This window comes from Stenotrophomonas sp. Y-13 (genome assembly GCF_046267925.1).
Classification (GTDB): domain Bacteria; phylum Pseudomonadota; class Gammaproteobacteria; order Xanthomonadales; family Xanthomonadaceae; genus Stenotrophomonas; species Stenotrophomonas acidaminiphila_A.
The window spans coordinates 2,541,659-2,556,747 of the sequence record NZ_CP176501.1 but is presented as its reverse complement, the minus strand read 5'-3'; the positions used below and the strand labels follow the sequence as shown (position 1 = coordinate 2,556,747).

Sequence of the window (15,089 nt, the reverse complement as noted above, 5' to 3'; positions counted from 1 at the left end):
AATGCGCCCCCGGCCGCGGTGTTCCCCCGCCTCGCCATCCCCATGCAAGACCTCTTCTCCGCGCTCTGCCTGGTCGCCATCCTCGAAGGCCTGCTCCTGTTCGCCGCGCCGCTGGCGTGGAAGCGCATGGCCGCGCGCCTGCTGGAACTGCCCGCCGCGGCCCTGCGCCAGTCTGGCGCGGTGCTGCTGGCCATCGGCCTGGCCGCGCTGTGGTGGCTGCGCCACTGAACCGCGGCCGGCCGCCCGCCCCGGCTGGGGCCGGCGGGGGTGGTAGCCGTCAGGCAAAACCCGGATAATCCAGAAAAGCCGGCCGGGGCACTCCCGTTCGGCTTTTTCCGTGTAAGGCCCTGGCGTTTGCCCGGCACTCCCCGATGGAGCGCCACCCCGGCAGGCCCGCCGGCCCCGCGCGGTCCCGTCCGCGGCCCCGATGGCCGCAGCCAACTCAGGAGTTCACCCGCCATGGGTCAATCAGTTGTTGTTCTCGGCGCCCAGTGGGGCGATGAAGGCAAGGGCAAGATCGTCGATCTGCTCACCGAGGAAATCGGTGCCGTCGTGCGTTTCCAGGGCGGCCACAACGCCGGCCACACCCTGGTCATCAACGGCAAGAAGACCGTCCTGCACCTGATTCCGTCCGGCATCCTGCGCGACGACGCGCTGTGCCTGATCGGCAATGGCGTGGTGATTTCCCCGGCCGCGCTGCGCAAGGAAATCGAAGAGCTGGAAACGGCCGGCGTGGAAGTGCGCTCGCGCCTGAAGATCTCCCCGGCCGCGCCGCTGATCATGCCGTACCACATTGCCCTGGACCAGGCGCGCGAAAAGGCCGCCGGTGGCAAGGCCATCGGCACCACCGGCCGCGGCATTGGCCCGGCCTATGAAGACAAGGTGGCGCGCCGCGGCATCCGCATCGCCGACCTGCACTACCCGGAACAGCTGGCCGAAAAGCTGCGCACCGCGCTGGATTACCACAACTTCGTGCTGACCAAGTACCTGGGCGTGGAGCCGGTGGATTTCGACAGCGTCTACGCCGAAGCGCTGGCCTTTGGCGAATACGTGGAGCCGATGAAGAGTGATGTGGCCGGTATCTGCCACGACCTGCGCAAGCAGGGCAAGCGCGTGCTGTTCGAAGGCGCGCAGGGCGCGCTGCTGGACATCGACCACGGCACCTACCCGTACGTCACCAGCTCCAACACCACCGTGGGCGGCGCGCTGGCCGGTGCCGGCGTGGGCGCGGATGCCATCGACTACGTGCTGGGCATCGCCAAGGCCTACGCCACCCGCGTGGGCGGCGGCCCGTTCCCGACCGAACTGGACGATGAAATCGGCCAGGGCATCCGCGACCGCGGCGCCGAATACGGTGCTTCCACCGGCCGCCCGCGCCGCTGCGGCTGGATGGACATCGTCGCGCTCAAGCGCGCCGTGGCCATCAACGGCATCACCGGCCTTTGCATCACCAAGCTGGACGTGCTGGACGGCATGGAAAAGCTCAAGGTGTGCATTGCGTACGAGTACCGCGGCAAGCGCACCGAATACGCCCCGCTGGACGCGCAGGGCTGGGAAGAGTGCACCCCGGTGTACCTGGAATTCCCGGGTTGGAGCGAGAACACCCACGGCATCACCGAGTGGGACCAGCTGCCGCCCGCCGCCCGCGCCTACCTGCGCGCGCTGGAAGAACTGGCCGGCTGCCCGATCAGCATCGTCTCCACCGGCCCGGACCGGGATCACACCATGGTGTTGCAGGATCCGTGGGGTTGAGCAGGCCCGCGCATGCATGCGTGCGCGGAACGGGTAGAACTGGTGGAATGAAGTTGTGCCCGGAAGCCCCGCGAAAGCGGGGCTTTTGGTTTGGGCATGGGCTCTTGCATCAAAGACAGGGGGCGCAGATACCAATTCGTCGTGGCTAAAATATGATTCTGTCGCTGGCGTCTATGGGACAATTGCCTATAAAAATGTAAGACATCCGCATGAATGCCGTAGAGATCGAACAGGCGCTTTCCGACCTAGCCTTGCAGCCTTTTGAGGCCGGCGAGTTCCCGTTCCAGTTCCTGGCCGCGTTCGGCAATAAGACCACCACCATCGCCCGCCTGCGCAAGGGCGAAAGCAACGCCTCGGACCTGCGGGGTGGCGTGCTGCAGCGCAACCACATCCACATTGCCGTGGCCGAGCACGGCCAGGTAGGGCAGACGCTGACGGCCCTGAAGGCCAGCTCCAAGACCGTCCAGGCCAAGGCCAAGTTCGTCCTGGCCACCGACGGCACCACGCTGGAAGCCGAGGAGCTGGCCACGGGCGACGCCATCGCCTGCGAGTTCGGCCAGTTCCCCGACCACTTCGGCTTCTTCCTGCCACTGGCCGGTATCTCCACGATCCGGGAGATCAAGGACAACCCCATCGACGTTCGGGCCACCGGGCGCCTGAACAAGCTGTACGTCGAGCTGCTACGCGAGAACCCAGATTGGGCAACGGCCACGCGCCGGCCGGACATGAACCATTTCATGGCCCGTTTGATCTTCTGCTTCTTTGCTGAAGACACGGACATCTTCCCCGGCATCTCGATCTTCACGGCCACCGTGGACCAGATGAGCGCGCGAGACGGATCCAACGTCCACGAGGTGTTGGGCATGATCTTCCGCGCCATGAACACCAAGACCGAAGATCGTGCGGCTGCTGGCATCCCGCGCTGGGCCATTGAATTCCCCTACGTCAATGGCGGCCTGTTTTCCGGCAGCACCGATGTGCCCAAGTTCACTCGTACGGCTCGGTCCTACCTGTACCAAGCGGGGCAGTTGGATTGGCGGGAGATCAACCCCGACATCTTCGGGTCGATGATCCAGGCTGTTGCCGACGATGAGGAGCGCGGCGCCCTGGGCATGCACTACACCAGCGTGCCGAACATCTTGAAGGTCCTGAATCCGCTGTTCCTAGACGAACTTCGGGCGCAACTGGAAGCAGCCGGCGACAACAAGTTGAAACTGCTGAACCTGCGCAAGCGCATGGCGCGCATTCGCGTGTTCGATCCGGCATGCGGTAGCGGGAACTTCCTGGTCATCGCGTACAAGCAAATGCGCGAGATCGAGGCTGAGATCAACCGTCGACGCGGCGAGGCGGACCAGCCTTCGGAAATTCCGATCAACAACTTTCGAGGGATTGAGCTGCGCGACTTTCCGGCAGAGATTGCGCGCCTGGCGCTGATCATCGCCGAGTTCCAGTGCGATGTGCTTTACCGCGGCCAGAAGGAAGCGCTGAAAGACGTGCTGCCGTTGGATAGTCAGAACTGGATCACGTGCGGGAATGCCCTGCGCTTGGACTGGCTGGCCATCTGCCCTCCTACTGGAACTGTTGTAAAGCTGATTGGCGATGACCTATTCAATACACTGCTGGATCAGTCGGAAATTGACTTCGAGAACGAAGGTGGAGAGACGTTCATCTGCGGGAATCCGCCCTACTATGGAAGTCGCAAGCAAGAAGAAGGTCAAAAGCAAGACATCCAGGATCTGTGTGGCCACTTCATCAAGAAGTGGAAGTCGCTTGACTATGTATCTGGATGGTTTCTGTGCGCGAGGCGTTATCTGGAAGCAGCAGATGCGAGTTGTGCATTCGTAGCTACTAGCTCGATCTGTGAGGGACTTCAGGTTTCAGTCCTGTGGCCTCACCTCCTTGATGATGGCTACGAAATCTCATTTGGCGTAAGGCCATTCAAGTGGGCCAACCTGGCCGCTAAGAATGCCGGAGTTACTGTTGTAATCGCCGGAATATCCAGGAGATCTCCTCATCCAAAGCGTATCTGGGACGGCAGCCAAGTGAGAGTGGTTGAGCAAATCTCGCCGTACCTACTGCCGGGGAAAACAACTTACGTCGAAACGTCTCCTGAGCCTGTACCTCAGCTTTCCCGGATGGTCATGGGAAGCATGCCTAGAGACGGCGGCGGCCTTATTCTAGATTTTGGTGACGCCGTGGAGCTCTTGTCCAGGTGGCCGCCGGCGCATCGATTTCTCAGGTCTTAAGTCGGATCTGAGGAGCTAATCAAAGGTAAGAAGAGGTTGTGTCTATGGATCGAGGATGATCAAGTAGAGGCCGCGCGCAGCGTGCCGGATATAGAATGGCGATTGCGCCAAGTGCAGGCGTTTCGCGAGAAGAGCACGCTACATTCGACGCGTGAGTTTGCAGGAAGGGCGCACCGATTTGTCTACCTGGCCGGCCGTTCGGAGGTTTCCACAATTGCGGTAGGTGCCGTCTCGTCAGAGAGGCGAAATTATCTCCCCGTTGATCTCTTTGATTCCAAAGTCGTGATCAGCAATGCTGCATTTGCGCTTTACGACGCACCTCTATGGCAACTCTCCATCCTCGCGTCTACGCTGCACATGGCCTGGGTTCGGGCGGTCTGCGGGAAGCTGAAAACTGACTACCGGTACTCCAACACCTTGGGATGGAACACCTTCCCAGTGCCAACCCTAACCGAGCAGAACAAAGCCGACCTCACGGCGTGTGCTCAAGCGATTCTGCTGGCCCGCGAAAACCACTTCCCGGCCACTATTGCTGACCTGTACGACCCGGAGAACATGCCGGATGACCTGCGCCGGGCGCACGAGAAGAACGATGAGGTGCTGGAACGCATCTACATCGGCCGCAAGTTCAAAAATGATACCGAGCGGCTGGAAAAGCTGTTCGACTTATACACCAAGATGACGGCTGCCCAGGCCAAGCCGAAGAAGGGGAAGGCGAAATGACATCGGAAGGCACCAAGGCAGTCCCGTCGGTCTCGATTGCCACCGCCCGCACGGGCGTGTCGAACAAGGTGGACGCCTACGGCATGCGCCCCATGCAGGCCAGAGCGTTTGCCAAGCGGGGCGAGCAATACCTGCTGATCAAGTCGCCGCCTGCCTCGGGCAAGTCTCGCGCCCTGATGTTCATTGCGCTGGACAAGCTGCACAACCAAGGGCTCAAGCAGGCCATCATCGTGGTGCCCGAGAAGTCCATTGGCGGCAGCTTTGCCGACGAAGAACTAACCAAGTTCGGCTTCTGGGCGGACTGGAAGGTCGAGCCGCAGTGGAACCTGTGCAACGCGCCAGGAGATGACGAGGTCAAGGCCGACAAGAGTAAGGTCCGGGCTGTGGGCCGCTTCCTGGAAAGCGAAGACACGGTGCTGGTCTGCACGCATGCCACCTTCCGCTTTGCCGTGGAGGAGTACGGCATTGCCGCGTTCAACGACCGACTGGTGGCGGTAGACGAGTTCCATCACGTCAGCAGCAACCCCGACAACGTGTTAGGGAGTCAGCTCACGCAGCTGATTGCGGCCGGCTCCGTCCACTTGGTGGCCATGACTGGCTCCTACTTCCGGGGCGACACGGTGGCCGTGTTGGCGCCGCAGGACGAGAACCGCTTCGAGACGGTGACGTACACCTACTACGAGCAGTTGAACGGCTACACCTACCTGAAGTCGCTGGAAATCGGCTACTACTTCTATACGGGTCGGTACCTGGACGCGATCACCAAGGTGCTGGATCCGGCGATGAAGACCATCGTCCACATCCCAAACGTCAACGCTCGGGAGAGCCTGAAGGACAAGTACAAGGAGGTCGAAGAGGTCATGGAAGCGCTCGGCACCTGGAAGGGTGTCGATCCTGCAACGGGTTTCCATCTGGTCGAACGAGCCGACGGGTCGGTCTTGAAGGTGGCGGACCTGGTGGATGACAGCGACGCAACCAAGCGTGCCAAGGTGCTGAACTCGCTGAAAGACCCTGCGCAGAAGAATAACCGCGACCACGTGGACATCATCATCGCGTTGGGCATGGCCAAGGAAGGATTCGACTGGATCTGGTGCGAACACGCGTTGACGATCGGATACCGTAGCAGCCTGACCGAGATCGTCCAGATCATTGGTCGGGCCACCCGCGATGCCCCCGGTAAGGAGCGCTCGCGCTTCACCAACCTGATTGCCGAGCCGGCCGCGGGTGAGGTCGAAGTCGTGGCAGCCGTCAACGACACGCTGAAAGCCATTGCCGCAAGCCTGCTGATGGAGCAGGTGCTGGCACCCCGGTTCGAGTTCACGCCCAAAAACCAAGGCAAGCTCGAAGGCTTCGAGTACGAAGGAGGCTATGTCGAGGGTGGTTCCAACGTCGGCGTGAACGCCGCAACGGGCCAAGTCCACGTAGAGATTGGCGGGCTGACCATGCCCGAGACCCAGGAAGCCAAGAGGATCTGCAAGGAGGACTTGAACGAGGTCATCACCGCCTTCGTCCAAGACAAGACGGCGATTGAGAACGGGTTGTTCAACGACAACACCTTGCCCGAAGAGTTGACGCAGGTGCAGATGGGCAAGATCGTGCGCGAGCGCTACCCGGAGTTGAGCGAGGCAGATCAGGAAGCCATTCGCCAGCATGCCATCGCCGCGCTCAACCTCACCCAGCAGGCCAAGCAGGCGCTGGCCAGGGCCGAAGCGGATGGCATTGCAAGCGAGCAGCAGGGCAGCACGGCTCTGATCGACGGCGCGCGCAAGTTCATCAACGTCCAAGACTTGGACATCGACCTGATCGACCGGATCAATCCGTTCGAGGCGGCCTACTCGGTGCTGGCCAAAGCCATGGACGAGAAGGTGCTGCGCCAAGTCCAGGCCAGTATTTCAGCCAAGCGCGTGAACATCCCCAAGGAAGAGGCGCGCGAGCTGGCCAAGCGCGCGTTGGAGTTCAAGATCGAGAAGGGGCGGCTGCCCGATATCAATTCACCCGACGCTTGGGAGAAGCGAATGGCCGAAGGCGTAGCGGCCTTTGCTAAATATCGGACTGAAGAGAAGGCCAGGGAGGCTCAGGCCCATGGCTGACATGGACGACGATGACCTGCTGGAAGCCTTGGGCGTCGAAGCAGCTCCCACCAAGGCCAGTACGCATACGGCGCAGCAGGAGCGGCTGATTGCGGGGTTCGAGGACATCTTGCGCTTCGTGGAGACTCATGGCCGTGTCCCACAGCACGGCGAAGGCCGCGATATCTTCGAGCGGATATATGCGGTCCGGCTGGACCGTCTGCGCAGCATGCCTGAGGCGCACGACCTACTGATACCCATGGATAAGGCTGGTTTGCTGGATGCACAGGCGGTGATGACGGTCAATCCGGAAGAGCTGGACGACGAGGCGTTGTTAGCCGAGTTGGGCGCTGGAACACCTGGCGACGAAAGCGACATCACCCAACTGCGACATGTGTCGTCCTATGCAGATAGGAGGGCTGCTGAGGAGATAGCGAATCGCACACGATGCCAAGACTTCGAGGCGTTTAGGCCGCTATTTGAGAAGGTGAGGCGAGAGCTGGATCAGGGGGTTCGGAGAACTACAATCTTGGAGACCCGCTCGCTGGACGAAATTCAGCAGGGGACGTTCTTCATTATCAGTGGGCAGATCGCCTATGTTGCAGAAGAGTATGAGGAATTCACTACTGACTATGAGCGTCGAGATGGCCGGTTGCGTGTTATCTACGATAACGGCACTGAAGGTGAGCTCCTTCAAAGGTCGCTTCAGCGGGCGCTGCATCGAGACAAGGTTGCTCGGTTGATCTCCGAGCCCATAGCAGGGCCTCTGTTCGGTGATGCCTTGGAGCCTGATGATGTCGTTTCTGGAACAATTTATGTATTGCGAAGTCTCTCCTCAATGCCTTATGTGGTTGAGCATCGGGAGTTGATTCATAAGATCGGTGTAACTGGTGGGAAGGTTGAAGCTCGTATCGCCAATGCAGCTAGGGATGCAACATATTTATTGGCAGATGTCGAAGTGGTTGCTACTTACACTCTCTCTAATGTCAATCGGACTAAGTTGGAGAACCTGTTTCACCGAATTTTTGGATCGGTGCAGCTTGATCTGACCATAGATGATCGCTTTGGCAATCCTGTAAAGCCAAGGGAGTGGTTCTTGGTGCCGCTTCACGTTATAGACGAAGCGGTGAGCCGGATCCGTGACGGCTCCATCACTGACATGAAATATGATCCAAAAACTGCAAGCTTGGTGCCTCGGTAATAGCGGGCGTTGAGTGGTTCTCTGACATGGCGTCGGACGGTTGTCTGAGTTCATTTGCCAGTTTTCTACTTGACGCTCAGGCTATTCAATAGCAGTCTTGCCTCACGGAGCCTAGAAACTCCCCGTACAGCGGTACCCACCTCCGACAAATCGGTGGGTTTTTTGTGCCTGCTTTGCAGGTGCAGCCGACGCGATGCCTGCGTCGGGAGGGCGGCGAATACAACACCCGCAAGGGAAATAAGCCCGCCGTCTGTACGCGGTTTCTAGCCTCCCGACTTCCCTTCCTTCGCTTCTTGGCGCGGAAGGGTCACTTCATGGAAGGAGACGGCAACGATGGCAAAGCACACGTTGGACGATGACAGGCCGGGCTATTACTTGTACTTGCCCGAGGACAGCCAGCAGCGGCTGGTGCGGCTGAGCGACCACATCAAATTCCTGCTGCGGTTGATGCAGCCACTGGCCGATGCAGCGGGCGAGCCGGCGCGCGAGGTGCGCCTGGCCGAGGTGGCGTTCTGCCTGGAACTGCTGGGCGACCAGGTGGACCTGGTGCTGGACGAGGTGTCGTGGCCCGCGCAGCGTACGGCGCAGGCGGGCGCGCCCGCGCGCGATGCTGCGGATCAGGCGCAGGGCTACGCCTTCGGCGTCACGCTGGCGCAGGTGGATGCGCTGGATGGCTGGGTGCGCACGCTGGCCGCGCAGGGCGATGTGCTGGCCACCGGCGATGCGGCCGGGTGGGCGCGCGGTACGGTGCCGTCGATGGGCCGCGCGGTGTGCGATGCGGCGGCGGCCGTGCGCGGTGTGCTGGATGCGGTGGAAACGCAGCGGCGGGCAGCCGGCGCGGATGCGCGCTCGCGGGTGGAGGAGGCGCGGGCGGTGTATGCGGTGCCGCGTGCGTTGCCGGCGAGGGAGCCGCGGGACCCGGTGCGGGCGGAGGCGGAGCTGGCATACGGCGATTCCCTGCACTGAGGGAGCGCAGCACGCGCGGGGCGCACGGCCAATGGCCCTGCGCCGGCGTGGGCTCAGGCGGCGGCCAGTTGCTGCAGGTGCGTTGCGAAGCCGCCTTCGTCGCTGGCGGCGTTGATGTGGTCGAAGCAGGTGTACCCGCCGCTGGCGTGGATGCCGGCGGGCAGGGCGTCGCGCCCCTGCGTGCCGGGGACCGGCGTCGCTTCCCTCGGGCGGGGCAAATAGGCGATGCTGCCGCAGCACAAGGGGGAGCGCATGACGCACGCAGAGCACGACGACAAACAGGCGGCGCCGGGTGGCGCGCCGCCCGCCACGCCGATGAACTGGTCGCCGATTCCCGATGTCGGCACGGGCGATGAATCGTGGGTGCTGAACCTGTGGCGGCGCGGGTGCCGCGAGCCGGCGCTGATGTTTTCAGCGGCGTATGTGCTGGTGGGGTTCCTGGGGCTGTGGTCGAGCGCGTGGTTCTACCACGGCTTCGGCATCACCATTGCCGATTACCTGCAGGCCAGCGATTACCTGGTGGCGGGCCTGCGCGACCCGGGCAGTGTGCTGATCTTCGCCATCGGCGTGCTGCTGGCGGTACTGGTGAGCTGGCCGGAGGCGCTGCGCCGCCGTTACCCGGACTACGTGGCCGACCTGCGCCGGCGGCGCTGGTGGGCGCGCATGGCGTTTCCGCAGGCGCGGATCATGACCTGGGACGGCATTGGCATCCACCCCATCACCGGGGTGAGCCTGGTGGTGGCGTCGTTCATGCTGATGGGCTCGGCGGTGTACATGCAGACCAAGGGCGAACTGGTGCGCGAGAAAGGCCGCGGCACGCCGGTACAGGTGCATATGATCGGCGACGCCGCGCCGCGGCCGGGCCAGGCGCGGTTGCTGGGTACCAGCAGCGCCTTTGTCTATCTGTGGTGGCCGGCGCAGCGCCGCGCCGAAGCGGTGCCCATTACCTCGGTGCGGCAGGTGCAGGCCGCGCCCAGGGGAGCGCGCGGCGCCGCGGCGGCGGCACCGGCGGCGACGCCAGCGACGCGTTGAGCCGGGCTTCCCGGCCCCCGGCGCGCCGGCAGGGCCGCCACGCGCCTGCGGCCACATGCCTGCACAGGGCCGGCGCCGCAGTGGCGCGTTCAGTGGCTGGTGTGGTGCTTGCGCCCGCTGCCGGATTTCTTGCCACCGCCATCGTGCTTGTTGACCGTGGCCCAGGCGATGCGCTCGGCGGTTCGGGTGCTGGCGCCGCGGGCTTTTTCGCTCTTTTCGATGTGCGCAGCCTGGCGCTTCTGCTTGTCCGTGTAGCTGGATTTGTCGCCCTGGGTCATGGCGGTACTCCCGTGGGTGTGGGCCTGCAGGTATAGGCCGGGCGGCGCGGGGAGAAGGTGAAGCGGCCGTTGCCGGTGTGTTATGCCGGCCCGTGCCCGGCGCTGGCGGGGGGCTTGGCTAGAATGCGGGGACTGCTCCGCTGCCGGACCCATGCTTGATGCGTATCGACCCCGCCGAGATCGAAGCCCTGTTCGACGCCATTCCCAGCGTGCTGTTCTTCGCCAAGGATGTGCAGGGCCGCTATACGCACGTCAACAAGACGATGATGCAGCGGCTGGGGGTGAAGTCGCGCGGCGAGGTCATCGGCAAGCGCGCCGACGAGCTGTACCCAGCGGGCATGAGCGAGGCCTACGTGGCCCAGGACGCGCGTGTGCTGGGCGGCGAGGTGATCGAGAACGTGATGGAGCTGCAGCTGTTCGCCAACCGCCAGCCGGGCTGGTGCCTGACCTGCAAGCGGCCCATCGTGGAGAACGGGAGGGTGGCGGGGCTGATTGGCATCTCGCGCGACCTGGGCCAGCGCGGCGGGCTGGAATCGCAGTACGAGCCGCTGCGCTTGGCGCTGGATTACCTCAACACGCACTACGCCGAAAACGTGCGCATGCAGACCCTGCTGGACATCACCGGGTTTTCGCTGAGCAAGCTGGAGCGCAGTTTCCGCAAGGTGTTCCAGATGACGCCGCAGCAGGTGCTCACGCGCCTGCGCATCCAGATTGCCCTGCACCTGCTGCACGGGCAGGACAGCGTGGCCAGCATCGGCCAGGCCTGCGGCTTTACCGACCAGAGCGCGTTCACCCGCAAGTTCAAGGCCGAGGTGGGCATGGCCCCGCGCCAGTACCGGGCGATGATCGCGGCGCGGCAGCAGGAAACCGCCGCGCCGGAGTGACGTCCGGCTGTGCGCTGCGGCGCGGGAATCCAGCCTGCGGCTATGCAGGCAAAGAGGCGGGCTGCGCGTGGGGCGCACGCCACAAGCCGATGCCGGGTTGAAGAACAGCGGTTGCTGGGGCCGGTGATGGGCCGGTGCGCGGCGGTGGTGCCGCGCTTCAGCCGGCGCAGCCCGCGCGCGGTTCCTGTACGTGGCCGCCGGCATCAATGCGGATGCGCGGGCGCAGCCAGGCGGCGAACTCGGCTTCGCTGGTGGCGCCTTCGGCCAGGCCCAGCATGGCGATGTACTTCTCTTCATCGGTCGCGGTCAGCTGGCCGTCGTTGAGTGCGATGAACACGCGGTAGCAGACATGCGCGGTGCGCTTGTTGCCATCGACGAACGGATGGTTGCGCGCCAGGCCGTAGGCCAGGCTGGCGGCAAGATCGGCCAGGTCCGGCGGTGGCTCGCCATAGGCGTGCAGCTGCTGCGCGCGCGCGAGCGCGGAGTCGAGCAGGGCGTCGTCGCGCACGCCGCTGCCGCCGCCATGTTCGGCGAGCTGGCGGTCGTGGATGGCCAGTGCCAGTGGCTTGCTGATCCAGCGGATCATGGCCGCCTCACTGCGCCAGCTTGTGCAGCACCTGGCGGTCTTCGCGCATGATCGCCTCGGCCACCTCCATCTGTGCGGCAAGCTCCGGGTCGAATACGGTCAGGCGGATGCCGTCGGGCGTTTCCAGCGCATGCAGCTCGTCGCCTTTTTCCAGGCGCAGGCGTGCAAGCAGTTCCTTGGGCAGGATGATGCCGGACGAGTTGCCGATGCTGGTGATCTTGAGCTTCATGGTGGGACTCCGCCGCTTGTTATAACGAACGTTATCACTTGGTGGCGGGGTGGACAAGCGGACTACCGGGTGCGCCGGCCGTAGGCGCGCGCCGCATGTGCCCGTCGGAAGTACGCACGCAAAGCGAACGGCCCGCTTGCGCGGGCCGTTGCCTTTACCTGGTGTCGCGGCCCGGTCAGGCCTCGACGTCTTCCTTGTAAGCATCCACCGGGATGCAGGCGCACATGATGTTCTTGTCGCCGTAGACGTTGTCCACGCGCGCCACCGGCGGCCAGTACTTGGACTGCTTGAGCGACGGCAGCGGGAACGCCGCCAGCTCGCGCGGGTAGGCGTGGGTCCACTGGCTGGCCGACACCGCGGTGGCGGTGTGCGGGGCGTGCTTGAGCGGGTTGTCCTCGCGGTCCAGGCGGCCGTCCTCGATCGCGCGGATTTCCTCGCGGATCTGGATCATCGCGTCGATGAAGCGGTCCAGTTCGTACTGCGATTCGCTTTCGGTCGGCTCGACCATCAGCGTGCCGGCCACCGGGAAGCTCAGGGTCGGGGCGTGGAAGCCGAAGTCGATCAGGCGCTTGGCCACGTCCTCGGCGCCGATGCCGGAGGTCTTCTCCAGCGGCCGCACGTCGAGGATGCACTCGTGCGCCACCAGCCCGTTGCGGCCGGTGTACAGGGTCTTGTAGTGCGGGGCCAGGCGCTTGGCGATGTAGTTGGCGTTGAGCAGCGCGACCTGGGTGGCCTTGCGCAGGCCGGCCGCGCCCATCATCGCGATGTACATCCAGCTGATCGGCAGGATCGAGGCGCTGCCGAAGGTGGCGGCCGAGACCATGGCGCCGTTGCCCACGCCCTGGGTGCGCAGGCCTTCGGCGACCAGCGCGCCCGGCAGGAACGGCGCCAGGTGCGACTTGACCGCGCACGGGCCCACGCCCGGGCCGCCGCCGCCGTGCGGGATGCAGAACGTCTTGTGCAGGTTCAGGTGCGATACGTCCGAGCCCCACTTGCCGGGCTTGGCCACGCCGACCAGCGCGTTCATGTTGGCGCCGTCGGTGTACACCTGGCCGCCGTGCTGGTGGATGATCTGGCAGATCTCCACCACCTCTTCCTCGAACACGCCGTGCGTGGACGGGTAGGTCATCATGATCGCGGCCAGGCGGTCGCTGTACTTCTCGGCGTTGGCGCGGATGTCCTCGACATCGACGTTGCCGTTGGCGTCGGTCTTGGTGACCACCACCTTCATGCCGCACATCTGCGCCGAGGCCGGGTTGGTGCCGTGCGCCGAATCCGGGATCAGGCAGATGTCGCGGTGGCCCTCGCCGCGCGAGGCGTGGTAGGCGCGGATCGCCAGCAGGCCGGCGTATTCGCCCTGCGCGCCGGAGTTCGGCTGCAGGCTCACCGCGTCGTAGCCGGTGCATTCCACCAGCATCGCTTCCAGCCCGTCGATCAGTTCCTTGTAGCCCTGGGCCTGGTCGGCCGGGGCCAGCGGGTGGATGTTGGCGAACTCCGGCCAGGTCACCGGGATCATCTCGGCGGTGGCGTTGAGCTTCATGGTGCACGAGCCCAGCGGGATCATCGTGCGGTCCATCGCCAGGTCCTTGTCGGCCAGCGAACGCAGGTAGCGCAGCAGTTCGTGCTCGCTGTGGTGGGTGTTGAACACCGGGTGGGTCAGGAACGCGGACTGGCGCACCAGGCCGGCCGGCAGCGCGTCGGCGGTGGCCGCGTCCAGCGCGTCCACGTCGACGCGGGCGCCGAACAGCGCGCCCAGCGCCACGATGTCCTCGCGGGTGGCGGTTTCGTCCAGGCTGATGCCCACCGCCGCGCTGTCGATCACGCGCAGGTTGTAGCCGGCGGCCACGGCCTTGGCCTGCAGCGCGGCGGCGTCGACGTTGCGCACGTACAGGGTGTCGAAGAAGTGTTCGCCCACGTCCACGCCGTTGCCGCGCAGCGCCGCGGCCAGGAGGGTGGCCAGGCGGTGGGTGCGGCGGGCGATGCGGGTCAGGCCTTCCGGGCCGTGGTAGACGGCGTACATCGAGGCCATCACCGCCAGCAGCACCTGCGCGGTGCAGATGTTGGAGGTGGCTTTCTCGCGGCGGATGTGCTGCTCGCGGGTCTGCAGGGTCAGGCGGTAGGCCGGCTTGCCTTCGGCGTCGACCGACACGCCGATCAGGCGGCCCGGCATGGAGCGCTTGTAGGCGTCGCGGCAGGCCATGAACGCGGCGTGCGGGCCGCCGAAGCCGAACGGCACGCCGAAGCGCTGGCTGTTGCCGACCACGATGTCCGCGCCCCATTCGCCGGGGGCGGTGATCAGGGTCAGTGCCAGCAGGTCAGTGGCCACCGCCACCAGGCCCTGGCGGGCATGCACGGCCTCGACCAGCGCCTTGTGGTCGCCGATGTGGCCGAAGGTGTCCGGGTACTGCAGCAGCACGCCGAAGCAGTCGGCGTCCAGCGCTTCGGCCGGGGTGCCCACGCGCAGGGTGATGCCCATCGGCTCGGCGCGGGTGCGCAGCAGCTCCAGGGTCTGCGGGTGCACCGCGTCATGCACGAAGAACACGTCCGACTTGGACTTGGCCGAACGCTTGGCCAGGGTCATGGCTTCAGCCGCGGCGGTGGCTTCGTCCAGCAGCGAGGCGTTGGCGATCTCCATGCCGGTCAGGTCGGCGACCATCTGCTGGAAGTTGATCAGCGCTTCCATGCGGCCCTGCGAGATTTCCGCCTGGTACGGGGTGTAGGCGGTGTACCAGGCCGGGTTCTCGAGGATGTTGCGCAGGATCACGTTCGGCGTATGGGTGCCGTAATAGCCCTGGCCGATGAAGCTGCGCAGCACCTTGTTCTTGCTGGCGATGGCGCGGATCCTGGCCAGCGCCTGCACTTCGGTCAGCGACTCGGGCAGGGCCAGCGGGGCGGGCGACTTGATCGCGCCGGGGACGATGGCGTCGGTCAGCGCGTCGAGCGAGTCATGGCCGACCACGCGCAGCATCTGCGCGATTTCGGCATCGTTGGGGCCGATATGGCGGTCGACGAAGGCGGAGGCGTGTTCGAGTTCGCGCAGCGAAGGCGTGTTCTGGTGCATGACGGACGTCCGGAGGTGGCGTGCGGGGCTGGGGCGGCGGCCGCATGCCCTCCGGCAGCGGT

The 15,089-nt window shown here is 64.5% G+C and carries 12 protein-coding genes and 1 pseudogene; 8 read left to right on the top strand and 5 right to left on the bottom strand.

Translation table 11 applies throughout. The features are described 5' to 3' along the window. The first annotated feature begins 42 nt into the window (after window positions 1-42). The 6 genes and pseudogenes from ACJ7VY_RS11665 to ACJ7VY_RS11640 all read left to right on the top strand — a co-directional run bounded on the left by ACJ7VY_RS11665 (window position 43) and on the right by ACJ7VY_RS11640 (window position 8,957). A complete protein-coding gene (locus ACJ7VY_RS11665) occupies window positions 43-228 on the top strand; it encodes a DUF2065 domain-containing protein (protein WP_240212137.1) in 186 nt (61 codons plus the stop codon). Window positions 229-459: 231 nt separating this feature from the next. Further along, the gene (locus ACJ7VY_RS11660) at window positions 460-1,752 is read left to right on the top strand and encodes an adenylosuccinate synthase (RefSeq protein WP_056931330.1); all 1,293 of its coding nucleotides are present in this window, start codon (window positions 460-462) and stop codon (window positions 1,750-1,752) included. Window positions 1,753-1,961: 209 nt separating this feature from the next. Further along, window positions 1,962-4,721, top strand: a pseudogene (locus tag ACJ7VY_RS11655) (class I SAM-dependent DNA methyltransferase). Beyond that, complete coding sequence (locus tag ACJ7VY_RS11650; protein ID WP_409475662.1) at window positions 4,718-6,811, top strand: DEAD/DEAH box helicase; 2,094 nt, start codon at window positions 4,718-4,720, stop codon at window positions 6,809-6,811. The pseudogene ACJ7VY_RS11655 and the gene ACJ7VY_RS11650 overlap by 4 nt, the downstream one beginning before the upstream one ends. Further along, complete coding sequence (locus tag ACJ7VY_RS11645; RefSeq protein ID WP_409475661.1) at window positions 6,804-7,991, top strand: GIY-YIG nuclease family protein; 1,188 nt, start codon at window positions 6,804-6,806, stop codon at window positions 7,989-7,991. The genes ACJ7VY_RS11650 and ACJ7VY_RS11645 overlap by 8 nt, the downstream gene beginning before the upstream one ends. A 333-nt stretch (window positions 7,992-8,324) precedes the next feature. Continuing rightward, window positions 8,325-8,957 carry an XAC0095 family protein gene (locus ACJ7VY_RS11640; RefSeq protein WP_409475660.1) on the top strand — a complete coding sequence of 211 codons (633 nt, stop codon included), beginning with the start codon at window positions 8,325-8,327 and terminating at the stop codon, window positions 8,955-8,957. A 53-nt stretch (window positions 8,958-9,010) separates the two neighbouring features. Here the strand turns inward: ACJ7VY_RS11640 and ACJ7VY_RS11635 are convergent, their stop codons facing one another. Continuing rightward, a complete protein-coding gene (locus tag ACJ7VY_RS11635) occupies window positions 9,011-9,211 on the bottom strand; it encodes a hypothetical protein (RefSeq protein ID WP_409475659.1) in 201 nt (66 codons plus the stop codon). Between ACJ7VY_RS11635 and ACJ7VY_RS11630 the strand changes: the two genes are divergently transcribed. Next, a complete protein-coding gene (locus ACJ7VY_RS11630) occupies window positions 9,210-9,989 on the top strand; it encodes a hypothetical protein (protein ID WP_409475658.1) in 780 nt (259 codons plus the stop codon). The two genes, ACJ7VY_RS11635 and ACJ7VY_RS11630, sit on opposite strands and share 2 nt — an antisense overlap. An 89-nt stretch (window positions 9,990-10,078) precedes the next feature. Here the strand turns inward: ACJ7VY_RS11630 and ACJ7VY_RS11625 are convergent, their stop codons facing one another. Next, window positions 10,079-10,267, bottom strand: a complete 189-nt coding sequence (locus ACJ7VY_RS11625) for a hypothetical protein (RefSeq protein WP_104939282.1) — start codon at window positions 10,265-10,267, stop codon at window positions 10,079-10,081. Window positions 10,268-10,425: 158 nt separating this feature from the next. On the opposite strand from ACJ7VY_RS11625, the gene ACJ7VY_RS11620 reads away from it, so the two are divergent. Continuing rightward, window positions 10,426-11,151 carry a helix-turn-helix domain-containing protein gene (locus ACJ7VY_RS11620; RefSeq protein ID WP_409475657.1) on the top strand — a complete coding sequence of 242 codons (726 nt, stop codon included), beginning with the start codon at window positions 10,426-10,428 and terminating at the stop codon, window positions 11,149-11,151. A gap of 157 nt (window positions 11,152-11,308) precedes the next feature. Here ACJ7VY_RS11620 and ACJ7VY_RS11615 read toward each other — a convergent pair whose 3' ends face one another. The 3 genes from ACJ7VY_RS11615 to gcvP all read right to left on the bottom strand — a co-directional run bounded on the left by ACJ7VY_RS11615 (window position 11,309) and on the right by gcvP (window position 15,027). Beyond that, window positions 11,309-11,737, bottom strand: coding sequence for a type II toxin-antitoxin system death-on-curing family toxin (locus ACJ7VY_RS11615; RefSeq protein WP_104939280.1), 429 nt, complete (start codon window positions 11,735-11,737; stop codon window positions 11,309-11,311). A 7-nt stretch (window positions 11,738-11,744) separates the two neighbouring features. Further along, window positions 11,745-11,966, bottom strand: a complete 222-nt coding sequence (locus ACJ7VY_RS11610; protein WP_104939279.1) for an AbrB/MazE/SpoVT family DNA-binding domain-containing protein — start codon at window positions 11,964-11,966, stop codon at window positions 11,745-11,747. 175 nt (window positions 11,967-12,141) lie between these two features. Continuing rightward, a complete protein-coding gene (gene gcvP, locus ACJ7VY_RS11605) occupies window positions 12,142-15,027 on the bottom strand; it encodes an aminomethyl-transferring glycine dehydrogenase (protein ID WP_409475656.1) in 2,886 nt (961 codons plus the stop codon). Between the last annotated feature and the right edge of the window lie 62 nt (window positions 15,028-15,089).